The sequence below is a fragment of the Shinella yambaruensis genome, assembly GCF_050859155.1.
Lineage (GTDB): Bacteria > Pseudomonadota > Alphaproteobacteria > Rhizobiales > Rhizobiaceae > Shinella > Shinella yambaruensis.
In genome coordinates this window covers 183,582-208,935 of the sequence record NZ_CP150638.1, presented here as the reverse complement: position 1 = coordinate 208,935, position 25,354 = coordinate 183,582, and the positions used below count along the sequence as shown (strand labels likewise).

22 protein-coding genes are annotated in these 25,354 nt (G+C 66.8%); 13 read left to right on the top strand and 9 right to left on the bottom strand.

Features of this window, described 5'->3' with window-relative positions:
• The first annotated feature begins 16 nt into the window (after window positions 1–16).
• From WMC41_RS01045 to WMC41_RS01035, 3 genes are all read left to right on the top strand, one after another.
• Complete coding sequence (locus tag WMC41_RS01045) at window positions 17–1,207, top strand: pyridoxal phosphate-dependent aminotransferase (RefSeq protein WP_432346771.1); 1,191 nt, start codon at window positions 17–19, stop codon at window positions 1,205–1,207.
• Window positions 1,204–2,811 (top strand): 5-guanidino-2-oxopentanoate decarboxylase, encoded by a 1,608-nt coding sequence (locus tag WMC41_RS01040; RefSeq protein ID WP_432346769.1) that lies wholly within the window; start codon window positions 1,204–1,206, stop codon window positions 2,809–2,811. The genes WMC41_RS01045 and WMC41_RS01040 overlap by 4 nt, the downstream gene beginning before the upstream one ends.
• Window positions 2,812–3,086: 275 nt before the next feature.
• Window positions 3,087–3,908: a hypothetical protein gene (locus WMC41_RS01035; protein ID WP_432346767.1), complete on the top strand. Its 822-nt coding sequence runs from the start codon at window positions 3,087–3,089 to the stop codon at window positions 3,906–3,908.
• Between the two features lie 50 nt (window positions 3,909–3,958).
• On the opposite strand, the gene mscL is transcribed toward WMC41_RS01035, so the two are convergent.
• Window positions 3,959–4,399: a large conductance mechanosensitive channel protein MscL gene (gene mscL / locus WMC41_RS01030; RefSeq protein WP_064332380.1), complete on the bottom strand. Its 441-nt coding sequence runs from the start codon at window positions 4,397–4,399 to the stop codon at window positions 3,959–3,961.
• A gap of 185 nt (window positions 4,400–4,584) precedes the next feature.
• Between mscL and WMC41_RS01025 the strand changes: the two genes are divergently transcribed.
• A complete protein-coding gene (locus WMC41_RS01025; protein ID WP_432346764.1) occupies window positions 4,585–8,085 on the top strand; it encodes a PAS domain-containing hybrid sensor histidine kinase/response regulator in 3,501 nt (1,166 codons plus the stop codon).
• A gap of 3 nt (window positions 8,086–8,088) precedes the next feature.
• Here WMC41_RS01025 and WMC41_RS01020 read toward each other — a convergent pair whose 3' ends face one another.
• Together WMC41_RS01020 and WMC41_RS01015 are read right to left on the bottom strand one after the other, a co-directional pair.
• The gene (locus WMC41_RS01020; protein ID WP_432346762.1) at window positions 8,089–8,742 is read right to left on the bottom strand and encodes a response regulator; all 654 of its coding nucleotides are present in this window, start codon (window positions 8,740–8,742) and stop codon (window positions 8,089–8,091) included.
• A 69-nt stretch (window positions 8,743–8,811) separates the two neighbouring features.
• Window positions 8,812–9,240 carry a hypothetical protein gene (locus tag WMC41_RS01015; protein WP_432346760.1) on the bottom strand — a complete coding sequence of 143 codons (429 nt, stop codon included), beginning with the start codon at window positions 9,238–9,240 and terminating at the stop codon, window positions 8,812–8,814.
• A 109-nt stretch (window positions 9,241–9,349) separates the two neighbouring features.
• Between WMC41_RS01015 and WMC41_RS01010 the strand changes: the two genes are divergently transcribed.
• The 3 genes from WMC41_RS01010 to WMC41_RS01000 all read left to right on the top strand — a co-directional run bounded on the left by WMC41_RS01010 (window position 9,350) and on the right by WMC41_RS01000 (window position 11,280).
• Window positions 9,350–9,697 (top strand): DUF952 domain-containing protein, encoded by a 348-nt coding sequence (locus WMC41_RS01010; protein ID WP_432346758.1) that lies wholly within the window; start codon window positions 9,350–9,352, stop codon window positions 9,695–9,697.
• Entirely contained in the window at window positions 9,697–10,782 is a 1,086-nt protein-coding gene (locus tag WMC41_RS01005) for a quinone-dependent dihydroorotate dehydrogenase (protein ID WP_432346756.1), read from the top strand. The genes WMC41_RS01010 and WMC41_RS01005 overlap by 1 nt, the downstream gene beginning before the upstream one ends.
• A 138-nt stretch (window positions 10,783–10,920) precedes the next feature.
• Window positions 10,921–11,280, top strand: a complete 360-nt coding sequence (locus WMC41_RS01000; protein WP_244767389.1) for a DUF2934 domain-containing protein — start codon at window positions 10,921–10,923, stop codon at window positions 11,278–11,280.
• 99 nt (window positions 11,281–11,379) lie between these two features.
• Here WMC41_RS01000 and WMC41_RS00995 read toward each other — a convergent pair whose 3' ends face one another.
• Together WMC41_RS00995 and WMC41_RS00990 are read right to left on the bottom strand one after the other, a co-directional pair.
• The gene (locus tag WMC41_RS00995; protein ID WP_432346754.1) at window positions 11,380–11,868 is read right to left on the bottom strand and encodes a CAP domain-containing protein; all 489 of its coding nucleotides are present in this window, start codon (window positions 11,866–11,868) and stop codon (window positions 11,380–11,382) included.
• Between the two features lie 2 nt (window positions 11,869–11,870).
• On the bottom strand, window positions 11,871–12,137 hold the full coding sequence (locus WMC41_RS00990; protein ID WP_432346752.1) for a DUF6460 domain-containing protein: 267 nt from the start codon (window positions 12,135–12,137) through the stop codon (window positions 11,871–11,873).
• Window positions 12,138–12,281: 144 nt separating this feature from the next.
• Here WMC41_RS00990 and WMC41_RS00985 point away from each other — a divergent pair, with 144 nt between their 5' ends.
• From WMC41_RS00985 to pdeM, 4 genes are all read left to right on the top strand, one after another.
• The gene (locus tag WMC41_RS00985) at window positions 12,282–13,223 is read left to right on the top strand and encodes a methyltransferase domain-containing protein (RefSeq protein WP_432346750.1); all 942 of its coding nucleotides are present in this window, start codon (window positions 12,282–12,284) and stop codon (window positions 13,221–13,223) included.
• Window positions 13,224–13,288: 65 nt separating this feature from the next.
• A complete protein-coding gene (locus WMC41_RS00980; protein WP_244767386.1) occupies window positions 13,289–13,924 on the top strand; it encodes a YitT family protein in 636 nt (211 codons plus the stop codon).
• A gap of 55 nt (window positions 13,925–13,979) precedes the next feature.
• Window positions 13,980–16,505 carry a ligase-associated DNA damage response DEXH box helicase gene (locus tag WMC41_RS00975; protein ID WP_432346747.1) on the top strand — a complete coding sequence of 842 codons (2,526 nt, stop codon included), beginning with the start codon at window positions 13,980–13,982 and terminating at the stop codon, window positions 16,503–16,505.
• Window positions 16,506–16,523: 18 nt separating this feature from the next.
• The gene (pdeM, locus tag WMC41_RS00970; RefSeq protein WP_432346745.1) at window positions 16,524–17,249 is read left to right on the top strand and encodes a ligase-associated DNA damage response endonuclease PdeM; all 726 of its coding nucleotides are present in this window, start codon (window positions 16,524–16,526) and stop codon (window positions 17,247–17,249) included.
• On the opposite strand, the gene WMC41_RS00965 is transcribed toward pdeM, so the two are convergent.
• Complete coding sequence (locus tag WMC41_RS00965) at window positions 17,239–17,799, bottom strand: dihydrofolate reductase family protein (RefSeq protein ID WP_432346743.1); 561 nt, start codon at window positions 17,797–17,799, stop codon at window positions 17,239–17,241. The two genes, pdeM and WMC41_RS00965, sit on opposite strands and share 11 nt — an antisense overlap.
• A 115-nt stretch (window positions 17,800–17,914) precedes the next feature.
• Between WMC41_RS00965 and WMC41_RS00960 the strand changes: the two genes are divergently transcribed.
• Both WMC41_RS00960 and WMC41_RS00955 read left to right on the top strand, forming a co-directional pair.
• Window positions 17,915–18,421, top strand: coding sequence for a winged helix-turn-helix transcriptional regulator (locus WMC41_RS00960; RefSeq protein WP_432346741.1), 507 nt, complete (start codon window positions 17,915–17,917; stop codon window positions 18,419–18,421).
• Window positions 18,422–18,497: 76 nt separating this feature from the next.
• Window positions 18,498–18,938 (top strand): universal stress protein, encoded by a 441-nt coding sequence (locus WMC41_RS00955; protein ID WP_244767382.1) that lies wholly within the window; start codon window positions 18,498–18,500, stop codon window positions 18,936–18,938.
• A gap of 3 nt (window positions 18,939–18,941) precedes the next feature.
• Here the strand turns inward: WMC41_RS00955 and WMC41_RS00950 are convergent, their stop codons facing one another.
• The 3 genes from WMC41_RS00950 to WMC41_RS00940 all read right to left on the bottom strand — a co-directional run bounded on the left by WMC41_RS00950 (window position 18,942) and on the right by WMC41_RS00940 (window position 25,080).
• Window positions 18,942–19,736, bottom strand: coding sequence for a TIGR02186 family protein (locus tag WMC41_RS00950; protein ID WP_244767381.1), 795 nt, complete (start codon window positions 19,734–19,736; stop codon window positions 18,942–18,944).
• Window positions 19,733–20,659 (bottom strand): sulfite exporter TauE/SafE family protein, encoded by a 927-nt coding sequence (locus tag WMC41_RS00945; protein WP_244767380.1) that lies wholly within the window; start codon window positions 20,657–20,659, stop codon window positions 19,733–19,735. The genes WMC41_RS00950 and WMC41_RS00945 overlap by 4 nt, the downstream gene beginning before the upstream one ends.
• Before the next feature lie 512 nt (window positions 20,660–21,171).
• The gene (locus tag WMC41_RS00940; RefSeq protein ID WP_432346738.1) at window positions 21,172–25,080 is read right to left on the bottom strand and encodes a peptidoglycan-binding protein; all 3,909 of its coding nucleotides are present in this window, start codon (window positions 25,078–25,080) and stop codon (window positions 21,172–21,174) included.
• Window positions 25,081–25,354: the final 274 nt, after the last annotated feature.

The following is a 25,354-nucleotide window of genomic DNA, read 5'->3' as shown; positions in this document are numbered from 1 at the left end:
AATGCGGAGGACGGCCATGCGCTATGCATCCATCACAGATCGGCTTGCCAATCTCGGCTCTGAAAAATGGGCCATCCACGCCGAGGCGCGACGCATGAAGGCCGAAGGCGCGGCGGTCATCGAGCTGACCATCGGCGAGCCGGACGTGCCGCCGGACCCGGCGCTGCTGGCCGAGGCCGCGCGCACCATGCATGCCGGCCGCCACCGCTATTCCAACGGCCGCGGCGAACCCTCCGTGGTCGACGCGCTGGTGCGCAAGTACCAGAAGCGCCGCTGCGACGTGACCTCCGCCAACGTGCTCTGCTTCCCCGGCACCCAGACCGCCCTCTTCGCCGTCATGCTCGGCCTCGTGGAAGCGGGCGATGCGGTGCTCGTCGGCGATCCGCTCTATGCCACCTACGAGGGCGTCATCCGCGCCACCGGCGCCGAGCGCATCGCCGTGCCGCTGCGCCCGGAAAACGGCTTCCACATGAAGGCGGCCGACCTCGAAGCCGCCATCACGCCGGCCTGCCGGGTACTGCTGCTCAACACGCCGCACAACCCGACAGGCGCGGTGCTGAGCGCCGCCGAGATCGCCGAGATCGGCGCCGTCTGCCGCAGGCACGACCTGTGGATCGTCTGCGACGAGGTCTATGAAGAGCTCGTCTTCGGCGCGGCCTTCGCCTCCCCCTTCGACAATCCCGACCTTGCCGAGCGCACCATCGTCGTCTCCTCCATCTCGAAATCCCACGCCGCGCCGGGCTTCCGCAGCGGCTGGGCGATCGGCCCGGCGGAATTCTGCACGCGGCTGCTCTCGGTTTCCGAGACGATGCTGTTCGGCGGCCAGCCCTTCATCGCCGACATGACGGCCTATGCGCTCGACAACCCGATCTCGACCGCCGCGACGATGCGCCAGAGCTACAAGGCGCGTGCCGCCCGCTTCGCCGAAGCCCTGTCGCGCGCACCCGGCCTCGTGCCGCTGCCGCCGGAGGCCGGCATGTTCATCGTCGTCGACGTTTCCGAAACGGGCATGAGCGGCGAGGATTTCGCCCGGGCACTCCTGCGCGAGGAACGTGTCGCGGTCATGCCGGGTTCCTCCTTCGGCGAGGAGGCGGAAGGCTTCATCCGCCTCAGCCTGACCGTGCCCGATGCCCATATCGACGAGGCCTGCCGGCGCATCACCGCGCTCGCAACCCGTTCCACCATGCCGAAGGAGCGCCGCGCATGAGCACGAAAACCGTCGGGGAAGTTCTCGTCGACCTCCTGGAGGCGAACGGCGTCGAGGTCGTGTTCGGCATTCCGGGCGTGCACACGGTCGAGCTCTATCGGGGCCTTGCCGCCGCGAAGATCCGCCACATCACGCCGCGCCACGAACAGGGCGCCGGCTTCATGGCGGACGGGTATGCGCGCGTTTCCGGCAAGCCGGGCGTCGCGCTGGTCATCACCGGCCCCGGCCTTACCAACACCATCACGGCGATGGCGCAGGCGCGGCAGGATTCCGTGCCCATGCTGGTCATATCCGGCGTCAACCGGCGCGATTCGCTCGGCCATGGCCGCGGCCTGCTGCACGAATTGCCGGACCAGCAGGGCATGATGAAGACGCTCGCCCTCTATTCGCACACGCTGCTCAATCCCGCCGACCTGCCGCTCGTCATGGAACGCGCCTTTGCCGTGCTGCTGTCCGGCCGCCCCGGCCCGGTGCATATCGAAATCCCGACCGATGTGATGGCGAAGCCCATCGAGACCGGCAGCTTCCCCGCCGCGGTCGCCACGCGCCCGCGCGCCGATGCGGAAACCCTGCAGCGCGCCGCCATCCTGTGCACCAATGCCTCGCGCCCCGTCATCCTCGCCGGCGGCGGGGCGGTGACGGCGGAAGAGGAGATCCGCGCCCTTGCCGAGCGGATCGGCGCGCCCGTCGTCACCACCGTCAATGCCCGCGGGATGCTTGCCGGAAGTGCCCTGCGCGTGCCGGCCAGCCCCAGCCTCAAGGCCGTGCGCCGGCTGCTTGCCGATGCCGACCTCGTCGTCGCCTTCGGCACGGAATTCGGCCCGACGGACTATGACATCAATGTCGACAACGGCTTCCCGCGGCTGAAATCGCTGATCCGCATCGATATCGACGCCGCCCAGCTTGCCCGCACGCCGCAATCGGGGCTTTCGATCTTCTCCAGCGCCAAGACGGCGGCGGCCGGCATGCTCGGCTTCCTCGAGGGCCACAAGGCGACAGGCAACGGCGCCGCGCGCGCCGAAACCGCCCGCAAGGGCGCCTGGAACGAGCTGACGGCGAAGATGCAGGCGGAAATCGGCGTCATCGATGCCATCTGGCGCACGCTGCCGAAGGCGATCATCGTGGGCGATTCCACCCAGGCCGTCTATGCCGGCAACTACTATTGCGACGCGCCGCGCCCGCGCAGCTGGTTCAACGCCGCGACCGGCTACGGCGCGCTCGGCTTCGCCCCGCCCGCCGCCATCGGCGCAGCCCTTGCCGAACCCGATGCGCCGGTTATCTGCCTTGTCGGCGATGGCGGCCTGCAGTTCTCCCTGTCGGAGATCGGCTCGGCGGCGGATGCCGGCGCGCGCGTCGTCTTCCTCGTCTGGAACAATGACGGCTACCAGGAGATCGAGAACTTCATGGTCGAGGCCGGCATCACGCCGGAAGGGGTGAAACCCTCCGCGCCCGACTTCATCGCCATCGGCACCGCCTATGGCGTGCCCGCCGAACGCCTCGCCGACGTGCGCGACCTGCCGGCCGCGCTGGAGCAGGCAGGCGGCCGCAAGGGCCCGAGCCTCATCGAGATCCACCAGACGAAGACAGCCGGCGCTACGGCCTGATTCGCGGCGGCAAGGCATCAGGCACACCGCCCCGCACGTTCCCGAACGGACCGGCCGACGACGCAAAGCCCGGATATGCCCGGGTTTTCCGGGCGCCGGCGGCGCTGGCCGATTCCACGCCTTTGCAAGCCGTCGTTTATTTGTCATGGATGGCGCTGCCGTCTGCCAGCCCTTGCGCCGACGGCCACGGGAACGGACTCGAATACAGGTTGGCGGACCAGCAGGCTTTTCCAGGACCAGTCTATCAAAGGGTGCCGCCCGGTGCGCGGCCTCCCGTGCCCTCGCTCATCCAGAAGGCGCTCGACTGGGTGCCGATGCGCGACTTCGCAGCGGCCCATGTCGGCTTTACCGTCCGGTTCAACCGCGCGACCCGGCGGCTCGACCGCGAGGGCGGCCCGGCCATCCTCGCCGCCCAGGGCCACTTCCATTTCGGCGAACAGCTGGTGATCCCCGTCGCCACCAAACGCCTGACGACCCGGCTGCGCGACAACATCTCCGATCGTGGCCAGCTTCGCTGGATCGGCACACATTTCCTCGACGGCAGCGACTGGAGCCGCGTCGTCGAACCGCTCGACAAATCCTCCTCCCATGCGGAGATCGTCGAACTCGTCGAAACGCGGCAGGATTTTCGCGCGGGGGCACGCTACCAGGCCTATGCCGAGCGCATCAGGGGCGGCGCGACGGTCAAGCGCAACCGCATCGCCCTCGACACGATCGACAAGCTCGACAATTTCTTCGAATACTATCTGGCGCTCATCGCCGACATCGAGAAGAACGGTATCGTGCCGCATTCCGATCTCGGCCTGCGCGGCCAGACCGGCCGGCGCCACCGCTGGACACGCACGTTCTGGCAGGACCTTGCCGAGCGGGACATCGGCGTGGCGATCGGCGCCGACGGGACCCTCATCCGCCATACCAACGGCAAGCACCGCATGGCGGCCGCGCTCACGCTCGGCATCGAGCGTATTCCCGTCGAAATCCGGCTCGTGCATGCCGGCTGGCTCATGCGCCGGAGCGAGCGTCTCGGCCTCTCACCGGCCGATGCCCTCGTCGCCACGCTTGAGCAGGCCCGCGCGACGGGCTGGCCCGCGGTATAAAAAGCCCGGCGAACCGGGCCTTTCACCTACAAAAACCAGCTTTGGATGCCTCAGGCGACCGGACGGCTCTTCAGGAGGTCGCGGATCTCGGTGAGAAGCAGCACGTCTTCCGGCGGCGGTGCGGGCTCGGCGGCACCGGCAGCCTTTTCCTTCTCCAGCGACGCGCGCATGCGGTTCACGCCCTTGATCATCAGGAAGATGATCCAGGCGAGGATGAGGAAGTTGATGAATACGGTGATGAAGCTGCCATAGGCGAAAACGGCGCCCTGCTCGCGGGCGGCGGCGAGCGACGAGGCCGTCACATTGCTCGACAGGGGCAGGAAGTAGTTGGAAAAGTCGAAACCGCCCCCGGTCAAGGCACCGACGATCGGCATGACGAGGTCATTGACGACGGATTCGACGATCTTGTTGAAGGCTGCACCGATGATGACACCCACGGCGAGGTCCATGACATTGCCGCGGGCGATAAACGCCTTGAACTCATTGAGCATGAGGGTCTCCTGTTGCTGCAAAGCCCGAGCAACCTAGATTAGTTTTCATGGAGATGGAACTGCGTTCCATCAATATCGACGGGGTTACACACCGCTCCTTTTCATCCTCGACCTTCGACGCAATTTCCTTCCCGTCCGCTTTGGCCTATTCTCGTTTGAAAGGCCGAAGGACTGCGGGAGGAAGCATGCCGGGCTCGCTGATATTCGCCTTGGCGCTCGCCTATCTGCTCCTGCTCTTCGCAGTCGCAAGTTACGGTGACCGGAAGGCAAAACGCACCGGCCGCACATCGAAGGGCCGGCCGCTCGTCTATGCGCTGAGCCTTGCGATCTACTGCACCTCCTGGACCTATTTCGGCGGCGTGGGCCTCGCCACGACCAATGGCCTCGAATTTGCCGGCATCTATATCGGCCCGATCCTGATGTTCACGCTCGGCATGCCGCTCCTGCGCCGCATCGTGACGCTGGCCAAATCCGAGCGCCTCACCTCGATCGCCGACTTCGTCGCCGCGCGCTACGGCAAGAATCCCGGCGTTGCCGCCGTCGTCGCCCTCATCTCGCTGATCGGCTACATTCCCTATATCGCGCTCCAGCTGAAGGCGGTCTCGAGCTCCGTCTCGGCCATGGTCGATACCACCGGCTTCGGCATCGCCGCTTCCGGCGGCCTCATCGACCTGCCGCTGGTCGTCACGCTGTTCCTTGCCTGCTTTGCCATCGTCTTCGGCACGCGCCACACGGACGCCACCGAGCACCAGGACGGCCTCATCCTCGCCATCTCGATGGAATCGCTGGTCAAGCTCGTCGCCATCGCGTCCGTCGGCATCTATGTCATCTACTTCATGTTCGACGGGCTCGGCGACCTCTGGCAGCGCGCGGCGGAAAACGAACGCGTCATGCAGGCGCTGACCTACGAGACGCCGGTCGCGCGCTGGATCCTGCTCATCGTGCTCTCCGCCTTCGCCATCGTCATGCTGCCGCGCCAGTTCCACGTCACGGTCGTGGAGAACCGCACGGCCGGCGAGCTGCGCATGGCGGGCATCCTCTTCCCGCTCTACCTCGTCGCCATCAACCTCTTCGTGCTGCCCGTCGCCATCGGCGGCGTGCTCACCTTCAACGGCCAGGGCGATGCCGACCTCTACGTGCTGACCCTGCCCTTCGCGCTCGACCAGCCCGTCCTGACGCTCATCGCCTTCATCGGCGGGTTCTCCGCCGCCACCGCCATGGTCATCGTCGCCTCGGTGGCGCTCTCCATCATGGTGTCGAACGACATCGTCATCCCGGTCGTGCTGCGGCGCAATCTCATCGGCGGCGTCGAGCAGCAGGACGACCTGTCGCGCATGCTGCTGCGCATCCGGCGGCTCGCGATCTTCTTCGTGCTGCTGCTCGGCTATGCCTATTACCGCGCCGCGACCGCCAATGCCGGCCTCGCCTCGATGGGCCTGCTCGCCTTCGCCGCGGCGGCGCAGGTCGCCCCGACGCTGCTCGGCGGCCTCTTCTGGCGCAATGCCAATGCCCGCGGCGCCATGGCCGGCATGATCTCCGGCCTCGTCGTCTGGGCCTACCTGCTCTTCCTGCCGAGTATCGGCGTCGCCGACAATGCCTATATCGCCGAAACCGTGCTCGGCTTCCTGTTTCCCGGTGCGACCATCTTCACTGGCGAGAACGCGGACCCGCTGGTCAACGCCACGCTGCTCGCCATGATGGTGAACATCGGCGCCTATGTCATCGGCTCGCTCACCCGCAACCCGACCTCGCTGGAACGGCTCCAGGCCGGCACCTTCATCCGTCCCAAGCCGCGTCTCGAACGGGCCTTCCGCGGCCGGCGCACCAAGGTGACGGTCAAGGATCTCAAGACCACCATCGCAAAGTATCTCGGCGAGGAGCGCATGCAGCGTTCCTTCCATACCTATGAGCGGCAGGTCGGTCGCTGGCTGGAGGACAATTCGCCGGCCGATGCCGCCATCGTGCACTTTTCCGAACAGCTGCTCGGCAGCGCCATCGGCTCCTCCTCCGCCCGCCTCGTCCTGTCGCTCGTGCTCCAGCGCATCGATGACACGCCGACGGATACGGACTGGCTGCTCGACCAGGCCAGCGAGGCCCTGCAATACAACCAGGACATGCTGCAGACCGCGCTCGGCCAGATGGACCAGGGCATCGCCGTCTTCGACAGCGCCGGCAACCTCACCGTCTGGAACCGCCGTTTCCGCCAGTTGCTCGACCTGCCGGAATATGTCGGCCAGGTCGGCTTTCCGCTTTCCGACATCGTGGAAATCCTCGTCGAGCGCGGCGATATCGCGGAGGAGGACCGCGAGGCCGCGGTGACGCGCACCATGACCTTCGACGAACCCTTTGCGCTGGTGCTTTCCGGCGGCGAGCGCATCATCGAGGTGCGCACCAATGCCATGCCGGAAAAGGGCTTCGTCTCCACCTATACCGACATCACCGACCGCGTGGCGGCCGACCGGGCCCTCAAGCAGGTCAACGAGACGCTGGAACAGCGCGTCGCCCAGCGCACCGCCGAGCTCACGCGCGTCAACACGGAACTCGCCGAAGCGCGCGCGGCCGCCGAGGAGGCGAATATCAGCAAGACGCGCTTCTTCGCGGCCGCCGGCCACGACATCCTCCAGCCGCTGAACGCCGCCCGCCTTTACTCCTCCTCCCTCGTCGAACGGCTCGGGGAGACGGAGAACCGCCAGATGATCCACAACATCGATTCCTCGCTGGAATCGGTGGAAGCCATTCTCGGCGCCGTGCTCGACATTTCCCGCCTCGACACCGGCGCGATGAAGCCGCGCGTGCAGACGGTGCCGCTGAAGGACCTCCTGAAGCGCATCGAGACCGATTTTGCGCCCATGGCGCGGGCGAAGAGCCTGAAATTCACCGTGCTCCCCTCCTCGCTCGCCATCCGCACCGACCCGAACCTCCTGCGCCGCGTCGTGCAGAACCTCGTCTCGAACGCCATCAAGTACACCAATTCGGGAAAGGTCCTCGTCGGCGTCCGGCGCAAGGGCGGGCACGCCTATATCCAGGTGCTGGATTCCGGCATCGGCATTCCCGCCTCGAAATTCCGCACCGTGTTCAAGGAGTTCGCCCGCCTCGACGAGGGTGCGCGCACGGCACCGGGCCTCGGGCTCGGGCTTTCCATCGTCGATCGCATCTCGCGCGTGCTGTCGCATCCGGTCGAGCTGCAATCGACGCAGGGGCGCGGCACCAACTTCAAGGTGCGCGTGCCGATCGATGCCGTCGCAAGCCGCCACGTCGCCGACAAGCCCGCCGCGCTGCCGGCAAGCGACGAACCGCTCAAGGGGCTGCGCGTCCTCTGCGTCGACAACGAGCCGAAGATCCTCGACGGCATGCGGCTGCTGCTCTCCGGCTGGGGCTGCGCGGTGACGCTCGCCGAATCGGTGGCCGCGGTCGAGGCGCTGGCCGCAGCCGGCACCCCCGCCTTCGATGCGGTCATCGCCGACTACCATCTCGACGACGGCACCGGCATTGCCGCGATCGGAAAGCTCCGGGCGGCGCTCGGCCGGCAAGTCCCGGCCCTGCTCGTCACCGCAGACCGCACGCCGGACGTGCGCGCCGAGGCCGAGCGCGACACTATCCTCGTGCAGAACAAGCCCGTCCGCCCCGCCTCCATGCGGGCCTGGCTGACGCAGCTTTCGACGACGCAGCGGGAAGCGGCGGAGTAGGTCTCAGGCGGCGGCCTGGGCGCTGCCGATCTTGCCGAGCTGGATGACCGCCTGGGTACGGCTGTCGACGTTGAGCTTCAGGAGGATGGCAGAGACATGCGCCTTGATGGTCGCCTCGGAGACGCTGAGCTCATAGGCGATCTGCTTGTTGAGCAGGCCTTCGGCGAGCATGGCGAGCACGCGCGACTGCTGGGGCGTCAGCGTGCGCAGGCGCGCGATCAGGTCCGCCACCTCGCTGTCCTGCTCCGGCCCGCGCACATAGCCGCCGGGCGTATAGATATTGCCCTCCAGCACCGAGCCTATGCCCTCGCGGATATCCTCGATGGAGGCGGATTTGGAGATGAAGCCGGATGCGCCGAGATCGAGCGCCCGGCGGATGGTAACCGGGTCGTCGCTCGCCGAGACGATGACGACGGGAAGGCTCTGGAATTCCGCTCTCAGCGAGATCAGGCCGGACAGGCCGCTGACGCCGGGCATGGCGAGGTCGAGCAGCATGAGGTCGGCGTTCGAATGGTCGGCGGCCGCCTTGCGCGCCGCCTCGAAATCGCCGGCCTCGACGATATCAGGATTGCCCGCCATTCCGGTCAGCGCCTGTTTCAAAGCGCCGCGGAACAGCGGATGGTCGTCCGCGATGATGATCGTGAGTGCCGATGCCATGCGCTCCCTCCCCGGAGTAGACGGACCCGCGACGGACACAGCACGGCCTTGGCCGGCGAAGAATGTCCGTCAGGTCTTCTGCGGGATCGCGTCCTTCCCGGGGGCGGTTTCCTCCTCACCCTCCTCCAGGTTTTTCACGATGCCCATGAACCTTTGCATCATCTTTTCCATGATGGTCATGGTCCGGTCAATCTCTTCATCCGTGGGTAGCGACGGTTTTACGGCCGTCTCGCCCGTCACGCCGCCTTTTTCCAGCGCCTCGACGCGCTTGGTGAGAAGGTCGAGCTCCTTTTCGAAGGCCGCGCGCTCGTCCGCCGCCATGCGGCAGACGATCTGGCCCTCCTGCTCCCGGCACAGCGAAACCTCGCCCGTCGCGGTGTCGAGGCGGACAAAACCGCCGTCCGTCTTCTCCATGCGGTAGCGTCCCTCGCCCTCGGCCTGGGCGGAGCCCGCCACGAGGGCGGCGACGAAGATGAAAGGCAGAGCGTGAATTCGCATGCAAAATCCTCCAAGAGCCGGTTTGCGGGCCTGTCGCCGGTGGACATTCGCCGTTCTTTGCGGCAAGCGCTACCGTTGAAAAACAGCAGCCAGTGGAGGAACGGACGAGATGGCCAAAACAATCTACAAGATCGTTCCGGCAAGTCTGTGGCAGAAGGCGAAGGCGACCGGGATTTTCGAGGGCGCCGCCATCGACCTCTCGGACGGTTTCATCCATTTCTCCACCGCCGCGCAGGCGAAGGAGACGGCCGCCCGCCATTTCGCCGGCCAGACCGACCTCCTCCTCGTCGCCGTCGATGGCGAGGCGCTCGGCGAAAGGCTGGTCTACGAACCCTCGCGCGGCGGCGACCTCTTCCCCCATCTCTACGCCGCCCTTCCGCTCTCCGCCGTGCTCTGGGAAAAGCCCCTGCCGCTCGGCCCGGACGGCGCCCACCAGTTTCCGGAGATGCCGCTCTGATGTCGCTCTTGTCCACCCTCGGCCGCAAGGGCCTTTTCCTCTTCGATCCCGAAACCGCGCATGGCCTGTCGATCGCCGCGCTGAAGGCCGGTCTCGTGCCCGCCTGCCCGGCCAAGGCCGATCCGCGCCTCGCGCAGATCGTCGCCGGCCTTGCCTTCCCCAACCCGCTCGGCATGGCCGCGGGCTACGACAAGAATGCCGAAGTGCCGGAGGCCCTCCTGCGCCTCGGCTTCGGCTTCACCGAGATCGGCACCGTCACCCCGCGCCCGCAGGAAGGCAATCCGAAGCCGCGCATCTTCCGCCTTGTGCAGGACGATGCCGTCATCAACCGCCTCGGCTTCAACAATGCCGGCCATGCGGCGGCGCTGGACCGCCTGAAGGCCTGCCGGCGCGATGCGTTGATCGGCGTGAACATCGGCGCCAACAAGGACAGCACCGACCGCATCGCCGACTATGTCGCCGGCATCCGCACCTTCTACGACGTAGCGCACTATTTCACCGCCAACATCTCCTCCCCCAACACGCCGGGCCTGCGCGACCTGCAGGCCAAGGAAAGCCTGCATGCCCTGCTGTCCGCCGTGCTCGCCGCACGCGCCGAGGAGGCGGCGAGACTCGGCCGCCATGTGCCGGTCTTCCTGAAGATCGCGCCGGACCTCACCGAGGAGGGCCTCGACGACATCGCCGAAGTGGCGCTCGCCCATCCGCTCGACGGCCTCATCGTCTCCAACACCACGCTGTCGCGCGAAGGCCTCGGCGACACGCGCCAGGCCGGCGAGGCGGGCGGGCTTTCCGGCAAGCCGCTCTTCGAGAAATCGACCGTGGTGCTCGCCAAGATGCGCCGGCGCGTCGGCGAAAGCCTGCCGATCATCGGCGTCGGCGGCGTCTCCAGCGCCGAGACGGCAGCGGAGAAGATCCGCGCCGGCGCGAACCTCGTGCAGCTCTATTCCTGCATGGTCTATGCCGGCCCGACCCTGCCCGGCGAAATCGTGAAAGGCCTCTCGCGCATTTGTGATCGCGAGCAGATCGCCTCGATCTCCGCGCTTCGCGGCACGCGCACCGCCCAATGGGCCGATCGCGCCCTCTGACCGCCACACGGGAACCATAGTCCTCCTGAAGGGTTTCGTTCCTGCGGGTGGAGTGTTCGGCAAATGCCGATTCGCATCGACGGTAGCCTGCACCGATCCCGCCCATAACGGCCAAAAAGGCCAGGAAGGGACGATATCATGGATGATCACAACGAACGGATCCGGCAAAGGGCCCATGAAATATGGGAAGAAGAAGGCCGCCCGGAAGGCCGCGAATATTCCCACTGGCTGCGCGCCAGGGCGGATGTGCGCGAGGAGGAAGGCGAAGTGTCGATCTTCGCAAGGAGCGGGCTCATTCTGCGCCCGGACATGCATCCAAGCGAGGAATTGGAACGAACCAGCAAATCTGACATCGCTCGCAACACGCTTCCGCCCGGCACCGTGCCCGAGAATCCGACAGCGGAAAATCCCGACCGCATTGCGCGCCTGAAGCCGGCACGGCCCCGAAAGCCGCTTGATGCGCGCGACATCGACACGCAGCTCGACCAGCCCTTTTGAGGGGCCGAGCGCTCGGGTCGGGGATAATCCCCGGCCCGGTCCAAAAAACTACGGGCCGGCTGACTTCCGCAGGCGATCATCTCGAAGGGATCAGCCCGCTCAGCTTGACAGGACCATCGCCCAATAGGGCCGGTTGCCGGACGCGGGATTGGAGACGACAGCGACGCCCAGGCCGCGATAGCCCGTTCCGAGCATGTTTTCCAGGTGCTTCGGCGAGCGATACCAGGCATCGAAGGCTTCCGCCGCGCTGTCCTGCCCGGCCGCGATGTTTTCCGCTGCCGGCAGCGGCACTTCCATCCCCTTCATGCGCTTCAGGAAATTCGCGCCGAAGCCGATATTGTGCTCCATCCTGCCCGCGCTCGCCATGCGGCTTGCCTGGTCCATGGCCGCGCGCTGCGCCGCCTTGTCGGAGGAAAGCGGCGAGAGGCCGCGTTCGGTCCTGATCTTGTTGACGAAGGCGAGCGAGGCCGTCGTCTGGTCGCTGCCGGTGCCGGCCGACGGGGTCAGAACGCCGGTGGTGGAACAGCCCGCGGCGAGCACGGCGACGGACGCCGCGGAGGCGGCAAGAAAGGCACGACGGGACATCATGGTCAGCGACGGTAGCTCAGGACGCGGATGAGGATGAAGACGGGCACGACGATGACGGCGCCGAGCAGCAGGTAGTCGCCCAGGCGGCCCAGCGTCTTGAAGCCGGTGTTCCACAGATCGACGATGAAATCGCGCACGGCAAAGAGGATGTCGTCCGGATAGAGCCCGAAGATCGACATCAGGAAGCCCACGGCCACCGACAGGATCAGAAGCTTGGTGATCACGCGGATCGGTGTATCGCCGAGGAACCCGTTCACGCCATTCGACATCGATTGATTCTCCAAAAACTCGTGTCCATTCCAGATAAGCCGTCACCGGTTCCACGGCAAGCAAGGGGCTCCCGCGAGAATTCGCTTGCCTTTTGCCGCGGCCCTGCCATGTAGCGCCGTCCGTTTTTCCGTTTTCGAGCCCCCATGACGAGCCCGCACTTCTCCTCCGGCGATCTCATCGCCGACCGCCGCGCCGATTATGCCCGCATGTTCGCGGAATCGGGCGAATTCGCGGAGGCTGCGGAACTCATGGAACAGGCGCTCGAACAGGTACCCTCCTGGGCCGCCGGCTGGTTCCGGCTCGCCGAATATGCGGAGAAATCGGGCCGGAAGGAGGCGGCGACGGCCGCCCTTGCAAAGGTCGTCGCCCTCGACCCGGCCGATATCTTCGGCGCCGGCCTGAAACTGGCCGTGCTGGGCGCTGCCGAAACGCCCGCCGCGCCCTCCACCGCCTATGTCGAGCGGCTCTTCGACGACTATGCCGACCGCTTCGACACCGCCCTCGTGCAACGGCTCGACTATACGGTGCCGCAGACGCTCGCCCGGCTGGTGCGCCGGCATGCGGGCGAGGATGCGTATTTCGGCCTCGTCGCGGATATCGGCTGCGGCACCGGCCTCTTCGGTGTGGAACTGCGCGCCAGCGCCGGGCGGCTCGAGGGTTTCGACCTTTCCGCCGGCATGCTGGCCAAGGCGGCGGAGAAAGGGGTCTACGACCATCTCGCGCAGGCCGACCTGTCGCTGCCGGCCGCAGAGAGCGGGCTTTTCGCCACTGCGCCGGAGGAACGCGCCGACCTCGTCGGCGCCGCCGACGTGCTGATGTATCTCGGCGATCTCGCCGAGGTCTTCCCGAGCGCCGCGCGCCTCTTGAAGGCCGGCGGCGTCTTCGCCTTTTCCGTCGAGGACGGCGGGGCGGGTGATGCACCGCTGCTGCGCCCGTCGCTGCGCTATGCCCATCCGGAACGCTTCATCCGCCAAAGGGCCGAAGAGAGTGGTCTTGCCATCCTCGCCGCCGAGAAAAGCGTGATCCGGCAGGATGCCGGCCAGCCGGTGCACGGACTGCTCTTCCTCGCAAGGCGCGAAGCCTAGCCGAAGGCAGCGCTTGCGCCGGCCATTGCGCCCTATACAACAAAAGAAACCCTCGGAGATCTGGCATGGACGGCGACAAGCGGCGCTTCGGCTTCTGGAATCCCACTCCCACCCGCCATACGCCGCTGGAAGACGCACAGGGCCTGTTCGCCAGCAGCATGATCGCGGCGCTCGGCCTTGCCCTGATGGGCAGCGCCGGGCTGGTGGCGAGCGGCACCGCCGGCGTCGCCTTCGTGCTGCACTACCTGACCGGCGTAAGCTTCGGCGTCTACTACACCGTCGTGAACATCCCCTTCTATATCCTGGCGCTGAAGCGCCTCGGCTGGGCGTTCACGATCAAGACCGTGCTCGCCGTGACGATGACCTCGCTGATCACCGAGCTGCAGCCGCATTTCGTGACGATCGAGAGCATCGATCCGATGTGGACGGCGGTGCTGGCCGGCATCCTGCTCGGCTTCGGCCTGCTCGGCCTCTACCGCCACCGCGCCAGCCTTGGCGGCATCGGCGTGCTCGCGGTCTACATGCAGGAGCGTTTCGGCATCCGCGCCGGCCTCGTGCAGCTCGCCTTCGACGTCGTCGTGCTCATCGCGGCCTTCTCGGTGGCTGCGCCCTTCATCGTGCTCTGCTCGGTGGTCGGCGCGCTCGTGCTCAACCTCTTCCTGACGGTCAACCACCGCGCCGACCGCTACATCGCCATGTGAGGCTATTTTTCGGCGGGCCGCTTCACATTCGTCCGGCGCTCACTAGCTTAGGCCGGTGAGCACCGTCGATTCCACCACCGGCCCCAGCCTCCTGCCCGCTGCCTTCACCGCCTGGTTCTCGGCCAGGGGATGGCAGCCGCGTGCGCACCAGATGGAGCTCCTTGCGCGGGCGACGGCGGGCGAAAGCCTGCTGCTCATCGCGCCCACCGGCGCCGGCAAGACGCTCGCCGGCTTCCTGCCGGCCCTCACCGGCCTGACGCGCCGCGGCAGGATCCCGCCCGGCAGCGCCTTCACCGGCATCCACACGCTCTACATCTCGCCGCTGAAGGCGCTGGCCGTCGATATCGAGCGCAACCTTATGAAGCCCGTCGAGGAGATGGGCCTGCCCATCACCATCGAGACGCGTACCGGCGACACGCCGCAGGCCAAGCGCCAGCGCCAGCGCCTCAATCCGCCCGACATCCTGCTGACGACGCCCGAGCAGGTCGCCCTGCTCATCGCCAGCGGCGAGGCGCCGCGCTTCTTCAAGGACCTGAAATACGTGATCTTCGACGAGCTGCATTCGCTCGTCACCTCCAAGCGCGGCCATCTCCTGTCGCTGGGGCTCGCGCGGTTGCGCCGTCTTGCCCCCGGCCTTCGCACCATCGGCCTTTCGGCCACCGTCGCCGAGCCGATGGACCTGCGCCGCTGGCTGGTCGCCCAAGAGCCCGGCGAGACGCGGCATGCCGGCCTCGTCACGGCGCCGGGCGGGGCGCGGCCGATCATCACCATCCTGAAGAGCAAGGAGCGCGTGCCCTGGTCCGGCCATTCGGCGAAATACGCCATGCCCGAGGTCTACGAGGCGATCCGCGACCACAGGACCTCCCTGCTCTTCGTCAACACGCGCAGCCAGGCGGAAATCCTCTTCCAGGAGCTCTGGAACATCAACGAGGACACGCTGCCGATCGCGCTGCACCATGGCTCGCTCGATGTCGGCCAGCGCCGCAAGGTGGAAGCCGCCATGGCGGAAAACCGCCTGCGCGCCGTCGTCGCCACCTCGACGCTCGACCTCGGCATCGACTGGGGCGACGTCGATCTCGTCATCCATGTCGGCGCGCCGAAGGGCGCCTCGCGGCTTGCCCAGCGCATCGGCCGCGCCAACCACCGCATGGACGAGCCGAGCCGGGCGATCCTGGTGCCCGCCAACCGCTTCGAGGTGATGGAGTGCCAGGCGGCGCTGGACGCCAACTATCTCGGCGCGCAGGATACGCCGCCGGTGGGCGACGGCGCGCTCGACGTGCTCGCCCAGCACGTCCTCGGCATGGCCTGCGCGGCACCCTTCGACGAGGACGCACTCTTTGCCGAGATCACCACAGCCGCGCCCTATACCGGTCTGCCACGGGAAAAATTCGGCCGTATCGTGCAGTTCGTCGCGGCCGGCGGCTATGCGCTGAAGACCTACGAGCGCTATGCCCGCATCCGCAAGACGCAGGACGGGCTGTGGCGTGTTTCCAATCCGCAGGTCGCGCAGCAATACCGCCTCAACCTCGGCACGATCGTCGAGATGCCGATGCTGAACGTGCGCATGGTCAAGCGCGGCGCCAAGGGCGCGATCGGCCGCGGCGGCGCCTCGCTCGGCAAGGTGGAGGAATATTTCCTCGAAATGCTGGCGCCCGGAGATACCTTCCTCTTCTCCGGCAAGGTGCTGCGCTTCGAGGGCATTCGCGAGAACGAATGTCTCGTCTCCCAGGCCTTCTCGCTCGATCCGAAGGTGCCGGCCTATGCCGGCGGCAAGTTCCCGCTCTCGACCTATCTCGCCGACCAGGTGCGCAGCATGCTGGACGATCCCCACCGCTGGGGCGGGCTGCCCGAGCAGGTGCGCGACTGGCTGGCCCTGCAGCGGGACGTCTCCGCCCTGCCGAAGCGCGACGAACTGCTCATCGAGACCTTTCCGCGCGGCAGCCGGCACTACATGGTCGCCTATCCGTTCGAGGGGCGGCTGGCGCACCAGACGCTCGGCATGCTGCTGACGCGCCGGCTGGAGCGCGCCGGCCGCCGGCCGCTCGGCTTCGTTGCCACGGACTATTCCCTTGCCGTCTGGGCGCTCGACGATCTCGGCTACAGTTTTGCGGTAGAGCGCCCGTCACTCGCAAACCTCTTCGACGAGGACATGCTGGGCGACGACTTGGAAGCCTGGCTCGACGAAAGCTTCATGCTGAAGCGCACCTTCCGCAATTGCGCCGTGATTGCCGGGCTTATCGAGCAGCGCCATCCGGGCAAGGAAAAGACCGGGCGGCAGGTCACCGTTTCCGCCGACCTCATCTACGACGTGCTGAGAAGCCACGAGCCGGACCACATCCTGCTGGAAGCCACGCGCAACGATGCGGCGGCGGGGCTTTTGGATATTCAGCGATTGGGCGATATGCTGGCGCGAATCAAGGGCCACATCACCCACCGGCGGCTGACCCGCATATCGCCGCTCGCCGTGCCGATCATGCTGGAAATCGGCAAGGAGCCGGTGGCGGGCGAGGCACAGGATTCTCTGCTGGCGGAAGCGGCGGAGGACCTGATCGCCGAGGCGATGGGCGAGGCGGCCATCTGAAGGGATTGAACGACAGGCATGCAGAGGCTCGCGCTGGCATCGGCGAAGATCGAGGATTTCGGCGCCGTTTCGGCCCGCACCGTGGTGGCGGGCGTGGAAGTGGTGTGCGATCCGCTCGGCGCGCTCTACCTGCCGGAAACCCGCCTTCTCGTCGTCTCGGACCTGCATCTGGAAAAGAGCGCCGCCTTTGCGCGGCGCGGCATGATGCTGCCGCCCTACGACACGCTCGCCACGCTCAAGGTGCTCGAAGCCGTCATCCTCAGGCACGATCCGGCGATCGTCGTCAGCCTCGGCGACAATTTCCACGACCGCGTCGGCTCGGCCCACCTTCCGGACATTTTTCGCACGAAGATCACGGAGCTGGCGCGCGGGCGCGACTGGATCTGGATCAACGGCAACCACGATCCCGACGGGACGGTGGACCTGCCCGGCCAGTCGGCGGACGAGCTGCACTATGCGGGCCTCGCCTTCCGGCACGAGCCGTCGCTGATTTCCCCGGCCGGCGAGATCGCCGGGCACCTTCATCCGGCCGCCACCGTCATCCGCCGGGAGAAGGCCGTGCGCCGACCGTGTTTCGCGACCGACGGGCGGCGCCTCCTGATGCCCGCCTTCGGCCTGATGACGGGCGGCCTGGATCTGCGCCACAGGGCGATGACCGGCCTTTTCGAGCGGCCGAACCTCGTCGCGCACATGCTCGGCCGCGACCGCATCTATTCGGTGCGCTTCGCCAACCTTATCGGCTGACGGCCTGCGGCGCATAACGCACCAGCACCGTGCCGTTTTCGAGCGGCCTTGCCTCGAGCAGCGTGAAGTCACGCCGCGCGCCCTCCTTGAAGAAGGGCGTGCCCTTGCCGAGCTGCACCGGCACCACCGCCAGCATCACCTCGTCGACGAGCCCGGCCTTCAGCAGCGAATCCGTGAGGTCGGCGCTGCCGAAGACGTAGATCGTCTTGTCGAGCGTCGCCTTGCGGGCCGAAAGCGCCGCGACGATGTCGGCGGTCACCTCGGTGTTGTTCCAGTCGGAGGCGGTGATGGTGCGCGAGGCGACGAGCTTCGGCAGGGCGTTCATGAAGGCCTTCACGGCGCCCTCGTCCTCGGTCGTCGTCCAATAGGCCTTCATGCCCTCATAGGTCACGCGGCCGAAGACGAGGAGGCTCGCCGACGTGCCGAAATCGGTGCTGAGCTTCTCCAGCTCCGGACCCCAGGCCCGGTTGTGGAAGTCGAGGTCCCATTTCTTTTCGCCCTCGAAGAAGCCGTCGAGCGTCACGAGATTCCAGATGATTACCCTTGCCATCGTCCTTCCCTCCCTTGCGGGCCGTTTGCCGCGCGCCTTTAAACCAGTTGCGAATTGCAATTGGTTGATGGATAGCGAAACCGATTGTAATGTGCAAGCAGTTTTGGAGAATTCGATGAAAGACACCCGCCGCTCCGGCTGCCCGATCAACCTGACGCTCGAAATCCTCGGCGACCGATGGAGCCTGATCGTGCTGCGCGACATGATGTTCGGCAATCGCCGCCATTTCCGCGAACTCCTGACGAAATCGGAGGAAGGCATCGCCTCCAACATCCTGGCGGACCGGCTGCGCCGCCTCGTCGACGAGGGTCTTGTCAGCAAGGCGGACGATCCGAGCCACAAGCAGAAGGCGCTCTACAGCCTCACCGAAATGGGCATTGCACTGGTGCCGGTCTTCGCCATGATGGGGGCCTGGGGGCGGCGCTTCCTGCCGGTGACGGAGGACCTGTCGATCCGTGCGGAGCTGCTGGAAGAGGGCGGCCCGCCGTTGTGGGCGGCTTTCATGGACGAATTGCGGGCCATCCATCTCGGCGCGCCGCGCCCTGCCCGCTCGGTCTTCAACGAGCTGCAGGCCGCCTATCAGGCGGTCGTCGCCCGCCGCGCCGCCGCAGCCGATGCTTGACGAAAGCGTCGCGGTTGATTTCCATCAAGGCAGCACCGGACGCCGGTTCTAGTCTGGGCAAAAAGGAGGCTGCACCATGTACAAGCATATCCTCATCCCCACGGACGGGTCGGACCTTTCCAACGCCGCCATCGACCAGACGCTCCAGCTCGCCAGGACGCTCGGCGCGAGGGTGACGGCGCTGACGGTGGCCGAACCGCTGCATTTCCTGCCCGTGACCCCCGGCGCGACCGCCAGCCTCAGGACGGATTACGAAGCGCATGTGAAGGAGGACGGCATCCGCATCCTCGGCGCCGTCGAGGCGAAGGCGAACGCCGCAGGCGTGCCGGTCGAGACGCTGCAGGTGACGGCCGGCGACGCCTGGCAGGCGATCGTCGACACCGCCAAGGCAAAGGGCTGCGATTTGATCGCCATGGCCTCGCACGGCCGGCGCGGCGTCAGCGCCTTCCTGATGGGCAGCGTCACGACGAAGGTGCTCAGCCACGCCAAGGTGCCCGTCCTCGTCTACCGCTCCTGACGCTCAGTCCTTGCGGAAGACGATGCTGGCCAGCCATCCGGTGAGGACGGCGAGGAGGACGGAGAAAGCGCCGTAGGCGAGCGCGTTGTTGTAGGCGGCATTGGAGATCATCTGCTCGATGCCGGTCTTCATCACGCGCAGCGGCAGCGCCTTCTCGGCAATGAAGACACCATCGCGGAAGAGGTGCGCGCGCACGACATGGGTGCCGTTCGGTACGCTTGCCGGCAGTTTCACCGTCGCCTTGAACAGGCTCGCGCTGATGAACTGCACGCCGCCCGGATCACGCTGGTAGAAGCCGCCGCTCTCCTTGAGGCGCCGGAAGGCCTCGCGGAACTCCGTGATGGTGCTGCCGTCGCCGACATAACCGATCGGCGAAAGGCGGATATGCTGGATGCCGACGCCGACGCCGTTGAGCACCGGCGGTTCGGCGATCGTTTCGACATCCCGCGTGCTCGACAGCGAATAGGATTCCGGCACGAGCTCGAAGGTCATCGAGCGGCGGTTGATCCAGATGCCGAAGACGCGCTCCTTCACGCGCACCGTGTTGTTGTCCTTCGGACCCTCCAGCGCCACGACGATATCGTATTTGCGCTGGGCGAGCAGGGACGGATCATAGCCTTCGATGGCGCCGAAGATCGTCAGGTCCGCGCCGCGGAAATCCGAGGAGATCGCGATCTCGTCCGTCGAGATGCCGATCTCGAGCTTTTCCGGGAACTCGACCGGCTTGTCCTCCAGCACCTGCGCGGCAGCGGGAAAAACAAGACCCAGGGCAAGAAGGAGCGCGGCGACGGCTCTCATCGATAGACCCCCTCGCTGACGACGGAATAGACATCGGCCGGCGTGACGACGAGATCGACGGCAAGGCGGGCACCGACGGCAAGGACGAGCAGCGCCAGCAGCGCACGCAACTGTTCGCCGCGCAGCTTCTGGCCGACGCGCACGCCGTACTGCGCGCCGATGACGCCCGCCACCATCAGGATAAAGGCGAGCACGATATCGACCGAATAGTTGGTCGTCGCCTGCATCATCGTCGTATAGGCGGTGACGAAGATGATCTGGAACAGCGAGGTGCCGACGACGACATTGGTCGGGATGCGCAGGAGATAGATCATGGCCGGCACCATGATGAAGCCGCCGCCGACGCCCATGATGGAGGTGAGAATGCCAATGCCGAAACCGAGGCCGATGACCGGGATGACGGAAAGATAAATCTTCGACTTCTTGAAACGCATCTTCAGCGGCAGGCGATGCACCCAGCTGTGCTGGCCGGGCCGGCGCAGCGAGACGGGCTGGTTGTTCGCCGCGCGGCGCAGAGCCCGGATGCTCTCGAGCAGCATCAAGATGCCGACGGTGCCGAGCAGCACGACATAGAGCAGCGAGATGACGAGATCGAGCTGGCCGACGCTGCGCAGGAGCGAGAAGATCCAGATACCGACGGTGGCGCCCGCAAGGCCGCCGAAGAGCAGCACCGTGCCGAGCTTCACATCCAGCGTTCCACGCCGGAAATGCGAAAGCGCGCCCGATATCGAGGAGGCGACGACTTGGTTGGCACCCGTCGCGACGGCGACGATCGGCGGGATGTTGTAGAAGATGAGGAGCGGTGTGATGAGGAAGCCGCCGCCGACCCCGAACATGCCGGAAAGGAAGCCGACGGCCGCGCCCATGCCGAGAATGATGAAGATGTTCACCGAGAGCTCTGCAATGGGCAGATAGACAGTCACAACAATACCCCGATCGGCAAATTTCCGCTTGCGCGGGCTCAAGACATCCGGCGGCCGCTGACCGTTCCGCCTGCCGTCGCGGCTCTCCTTCGGCAGGCTGCGAATGCACGGAAGCGCCCCGCCGCGGGAAGGTGAGGCCCCTCCGGCAGCCGGTTGCGCCTTGCATCACGCAAGGATCGGGCACGGGCGCAGCCTTCCGGCGCGCGCCGCTCTTTTTCGCAGTTCCGGACGCAAGGCGCATTCTGCACGCTTGCGGGAACCGCTCTGCCGCCCTTTCAGGATGATAACGTTTCTCGAACGCTTATCATCTTGGAGCGACATGAAAATTTCTACCGCATCATTCCTGAAATCGGGGCCGATTTAAGGATGAAATCGTGCGGCGAATACACAATGCCACAGCGTCCGTTGCACATCGTGAACGGTGTGCCGCACTGTGGTGAGCGTCATGCCCGCAGGGTGGGGACAAGTCAACCGGAGAAGCCGCTTTCAGGACCTCTCCGGCGGTCCGCCGATCAGCTCGGCTGCTTGTTGCGCTTCAGGAGCTCCGTCACCAGCGCATCGTCGATCTCGCCGGTTTCCTTCTGGCCGACGGACTTCTGGAAGGCCTTGATGGCGGCGACCGTCTTCTTGCCCATCGCGCCGTCCGGCGTGCCGGCATTGAAGCCGTTGTTGTTGAGGATCGCCTGGATGTTGCGGATCGCCTTCTTCATGTCGACGCTGGCGGTCTTCGTCGGCTTGCCGACCCATTCATCGGGCAGGTCCGCCGAATTGGTCTTCTCGTCGAGCGGCTGCGGCTTCCACAGGTCTGCCTTCGCCTTGGCGCTGGAAAGCTGCTCCGGGCGCATGGCGTTGGCCACCTCGTCGCGCTTCTGCGCCGCATCGCCGTCGCCATCGCGGGCGGCGATGGCGAACCACTTGTAGGATTCCTCCAGGTCCTGCTTCACGCCGTTGCCGCGCGCATAGAGGATGGCGAGGTTGAACTGGCTGTCGCGCACGCCAAACTCGGAGGCCTTCTGGAACCACTTGGCCGCGCCGTCGAAATCCGGTTGCTCGGTGCCGACGCCTGTCGCGAGGAGAACGGCGAGATTGTGCATGGCGCTCGCATTGCCCTTGTTCGCCGCGACCTCGTAGAGCTCGCGGGCGCGCGGCAGGTCGCGCTCAACGCCCTGGCCCTTCTCGTAGAGGTTGGCGAGGCGGTATTCGGCGGGCGCGAAGCCGCGGGCGGCGGAAAGCTCGTACCAGCGGGCGGCCTCCGCGAGGTCCATCGCAACGCCGCGGCCTTCCGTATAGCGTGCGCCGATCTCGAACAGCGCCAGCGGATCGCCGTCGGTCGCCGCCTTCGAGAGCGAGGCCGGGGTGATCGCTTCCGGAACGACGATCGCCGCCGTCTGCGTCTGGTCGACCGGCAGCGCTTCCTCGACGGCAGCGGTTTCCGGCGTCGTCACCGGCTCGAAGCCGGCCGTCGCGGCGCCGTCTGTCGTCTCGGCCGGCGCCGTCAGCGCCGCGCTGCCGGTGGCGGCGGTCTGGGTCGATGTCGGCTCGGCGCCGGCATTCGTCTGCGTGTCGGCAAGGCCGCGCGTCGCCCCGCTCCCGGCATCATCACCGTCGCCGGCGACCGGATCCGTCAAGGTTTCCTCGCCGGCGGCCGGCATGGCGGCGGTGCTGGCGGTCGCGGTGTCGCCCGCGCCCGTCGTGGTCTCGACCGGTGCCGTCTCGTTCGTCGTGATGGCGGTCTGCTCGACCACGGCCGGCGCCTCGTCACCCGCCACCAGCGTGTTGACCAGCGGATAGGACATGATCGCCAGCAGCACGGCGCCGACGGCAAGCAGGATCGGCCGGCGATGGCGCGACAGCGCCGATGCCGGCTTCTCGCCCTTCGCCAGCTTTTCCGTCTTCCTGGCGGGAGCGACACGGGAGATCGTATCGGTCTCCTCGGCGGCAAGCTTGGCGGCGCGGCGGGCGGCGGCGATGAAATCCGCCTTCTCGCCTTCGCTGCCGGCCGCCGGGCGGCTTCCCGAAGCCTGGCCGGCCCGCACGCGCTCGAGGATGCGGCGGACGTCCGGCACGCCGGAGCCCGGCTCCAGCAGCTGGTTCGCCTCTTCCGGCGCCAGTTCGTCCGTGGGGTCGAGCGAGGGCGTCGGGTCGATCTGCTGGCGTTCGGCCTGCGGTGCGGCCTCCTTGCGGCCGGGGGCGAAGCGGCGCTTCAGGCCGGCGAGCAGGCCACCCTTGGCCTGGACCTCCGCCGGCTGGCCGGCAGCGAGCGCGGCGGGCTCGTCCGCAAGCGCCTCTTCCGGGGCGGGCCGCTCGGGAACGGGAATGTTCTCGACCTCGATCTCGGCAAAGCGGCTTTCCTCCTGCGGCGCCTCGGCTTCGGCCTTGCGGGTCTCGCGGGCGCCGAAGCCGTCATCGTCAAAAGGGTAGTCGTTGCCGTAGATGCTGGAGACGGGAGCAGCGTGGCGCTCCACGTCCATGGCCGGCATCTCTGCGCGCGGCATGACAGCCTCGCGACGGCCGAAGGTCTCGTGCGGGGCGTCGAGCTGCTCGAGGCGGCCGGCGATCTGCACCAGCGTGTCGTGCAACGCATCGAAGGTGCGCGCGGTGCGCTCCTCGCTCGAGCGGGTCAGTTCCTCCAGAACGCGCAGGTCGTCGGCAAGGCCGGCGATTGCCTCCATGTCGGTGCTGGCGGCCGTGGCCGGACCGGCATGGCGGTAGGCTTCCATCACGGCTTCCGCCGCCTGGCGGGCAGCCTCGACGATATATTCGTCATTGGTCGCCATGTAGTCCTCGATCGTCGCAAGACGGTTCTCGAACTCGGCGGGCACGGGCGCCGCGGCGGACGGCGTGCTGATCAGCGTGGAGAGATGCGCGATCTGCGCCTCGAGGCCCCGCAGGGCCTCATGGTCGCCCGCCGGGGCGACGCGGGTCGCATCGAGCCGGTCGGCAATCGCCGAAAGGCGGCCCTCGATATGGGCGAAACGGTCTTCCTGGAAGGGACTGCCGGTCGGCACGTCGAGGCTGTCGATGCGGCGGGCAAGCGCGTCCAGCCGCTCGGCAAGCTGGTCGTTGACGCTGCCCTGGTCAAGCGCGTCGATCTTGCGGGAAATGTCGGAGAGATAGTAGGCGAGCTCGTCGCTGCCCTGGGCGGGCGCGGCCTGCTGGCTTTGCTCCAGCATCTGCGAGAGCTGCTCGATCCGCTCCTCGAGGCGCAGCGCCGTGCGCTCGTTCGACAGGTCCTCGATGCGGTTCGCCAGCGCCTCGATGCGCAAGGCAAGGCCCTGGTCCGGCACGGGCTCCGGACGGTGGGCGATGAGATCGAGCTGGCCGGCGAGATCGGCGATGCGGCCTTCGAGGCGCTGCATCATGCCGTTGTCGGCCATGGACGACTGCTGCATGCGGCCGGCCGCGGCGATCGCCCGGCTGATCTCGTCGAGACGGGCATCCAGCCCCTCGAACTGCGAGGTGACGGCGGAAACGAACCGGCCGTCATCCGGCTGCGCCTGGCGGGCCAGCATGTCGATGGCGCGGGCGATGGTCTCGATCTTGCCTTCGAGCGCGTGGATGGCCGGCGTGGCGCTTATGGCGCCGAGCTGGCTCTTCAGCTCGTCCAGCCGGTAGGCAAGCGCCACCAGCTCGTCGTCACGCGTCTGGTCGAAGATCGAGAGTTTCTTCTCGACGCCGCTCCAGCGATCCTCCATGCGGCGCACGGAATCCTCGCGGGCGAGCCCGTCGAGCACCGAACGCAGTTCGTCGAATTCGACGCGCAGGCCTTCCGTCTGGCCGACCGCCTGACCCGACTGGCGACCGAGCTGGTTGATGCCGGTGGAAAGCCGCAGCAGCTCCTCGCGCAGGTCGTCATTGTTGTCGCGGCCTTCGGCCATCTGGCGGATGCCGCGGATCTCCGAGCGCAGCGACTGCATCTCGCGCTCCAGCCCGTCGGCGATGTCCTTCTTCAGGTCCTGGCGCAGCGAAACGAGCGCCTTGGCGATATCCTCGACGGAATTGTCCGCACGGGCAGGTGCGGCCTGCTGATGGCCATAGGCCGGATGCGCCTGCTGGCCGCCATAAGCGGCACTTGTCTGCTGGCCGCCATAGGCAGCATGGGCCTGCTGGGCGGCGGCATGGTGATCGGCCGAAAGCGGGCGGCGCTCCAGACGCTGGGCGACGCGTTCGCGGCCCCCGTCGATCGCGCGCTGGCGCTGCACGATTTCGGAAACCGGGTCGTCGCGCAACGGGATCGCGCGCGCCGAATCATAACGGGGCTGTTCGCCGCGGGGTGCATAGCGCTCCTCGCCGCGGCCGCGCGCCTCCCGGCCACCCGCCATCAGGCCCTCGATGCGGGCTTCCAGCCCCTCGATGGTGCGATTGAGCGCGTCGAGCGAGGATCTTTCGCCGTGACGTTGCGGGTTTCGCGATCCGTTCATCTTTCGCCTCGCTTTGGCGGCCATCCGGCCTGCCGGGAGATACTTTTGAAAGCACTGCCGCCCGGCTGCGCCTTTTCTTCCATATCGGCGGATCCCCGCCGTCAAACACTGCATGCGCAATGGGAAACAGTATCGCCCCTGTCGGCTCCGGACCGCCTGTCCGGTCGTCACAAAGGGAAGCCGAAATGATTCCCGATCCCACGCCCTCAGGCGTCACAATTCATGAAACATGGTAAACAAGGGGTTAATCGCCCCGGAAATTTTTTAACGATTT

Coding starts and splice junctions, on each gene's coding strand:
- WMC41_RS01045 (WP_432346771.1), top strand. CDS start 17: ATGCGCTATGCATCCATCACAGATCGGCTTGCCAATCTCGGCTCTGAA.
- WMC41_RS01040 (WP_432346769.1), top strand. CDS start 1,204: ATGAGCACGAAAACCGTCGGGGAAGTTCTCGTCGACCTCCTGGAGGCG.
- mscL (WP_064332380.1), bottom strand. CDS start 4,399: ATGCTCAATGAGTTCAAGGCGTTTATCGCCCGCGGCAATGTCATGGAC.
- WMC41_RS01025 (WP_432346764.1), top strand. CDS start 4,585: ATGCCGGGCTCGCTGATATTCGCCTTGGCGCTCGCCTATCTGCTCCTG.
- WMC41_RS01020 (WP_432346762.1), bottom strand. CDS start 8,742: ATGGCATCGGCACTCACGATCATCATCGCGGACGACCATCCGCTGTTC.
- WMC41_RS01015 (WP_432346760.1), bottom strand. CDS start 9,240: ATGCGAATTCACGCTCTGCCTTTCATCTTCGTCGCCGCCCTCGTGGCG.
- WMC41_RS01010 (WP_432346758.1), top strand. CDS start 9,350: ATGGCCAAAACAATCTACAAGATCGTTCCGGCAAGTCTGTGGCAGAAG.
- WMC41_RS01005 (WP_432346756.1), top strand. CDS start 9,697: ATGTCGCTCTTGTCCACCCTCGGCCGCAAGGGCCTTTTCCTCTTCGAT.
- WMC41_RS01000 (WP_244767389.1), top strand. CDS start 10,921: ATGGATGATCACAACGAACGGATCCGGCAAAGGGCCCATGAAATATGG.
- WMC41_RS00995 (WP_432346754.1), bottom strand. CDS start 11,868: ATGATGTCCCGTCGTGCCTTTCTTGCCGCCTCCGCGGCGTCCGTCGCC.
- WMC41_RS00990 (WP_432346752.1), bottom strand. CDS start 12,137: ATGTCGAATGGCGTGAACGGGTTCCTCGGCGATACACCGATCCGCGTG.
- WMC41_RS00985 (WP_432346750.1), top strand. CDS start 12,282: ATGACGAGCCCGCACTTCTCCTCCGGCGATCTCATCGCCGACCGCCGC.
- WMC41_RS00980 (WP_244767386.1), top strand. CDS start 13,289: ATGGACGGCGACAAGCGGCGCTTCGGCTTCTGGAATCCCACTCCCACC.
- pdeM (WP_432346745.1), top strand. CDS start 16,524: ATGCAGAGGCTCGCGCTGGCATCGGCGAAGATCGAGGATTTCGGCGCC.
- WMC41_RS00965 (WP_432346743.1), bottom strand. CDS start 17,799: ATGGCAAGGGTAATCATCTGGAATCTCGTGACGCTCGACGGCTTCTTC.
- WMC41_RS00960 (WP_432346741.1), top strand. CDS start 17,915: ATGAAAGACACCCGCCGCTCCGGCTGCCCGATCAACCTGACGCTCGAA.
- WMC41_RS00955 (WP_244767382.1), top strand. CDS start 18,498: ATGTACAAGCATATCCTCATCCCCACGGACGGGTCGGACCTTTCCAAC.
- WMC41_RS00950 (WP_244767381.1), bottom strand. CDS start 19,736: ATGAGAGCCGTCGCCGCGCTCCTTCTTGCCCTGGGTCTTGTTTTTCCC.
- WMC41_RS00940 (WP_432346738.1), bottom strand. CDS start 25,080: ATGAACGGATCGCGAAACCCGCAACGTCACGGCGAAAGATCCTCGCTC.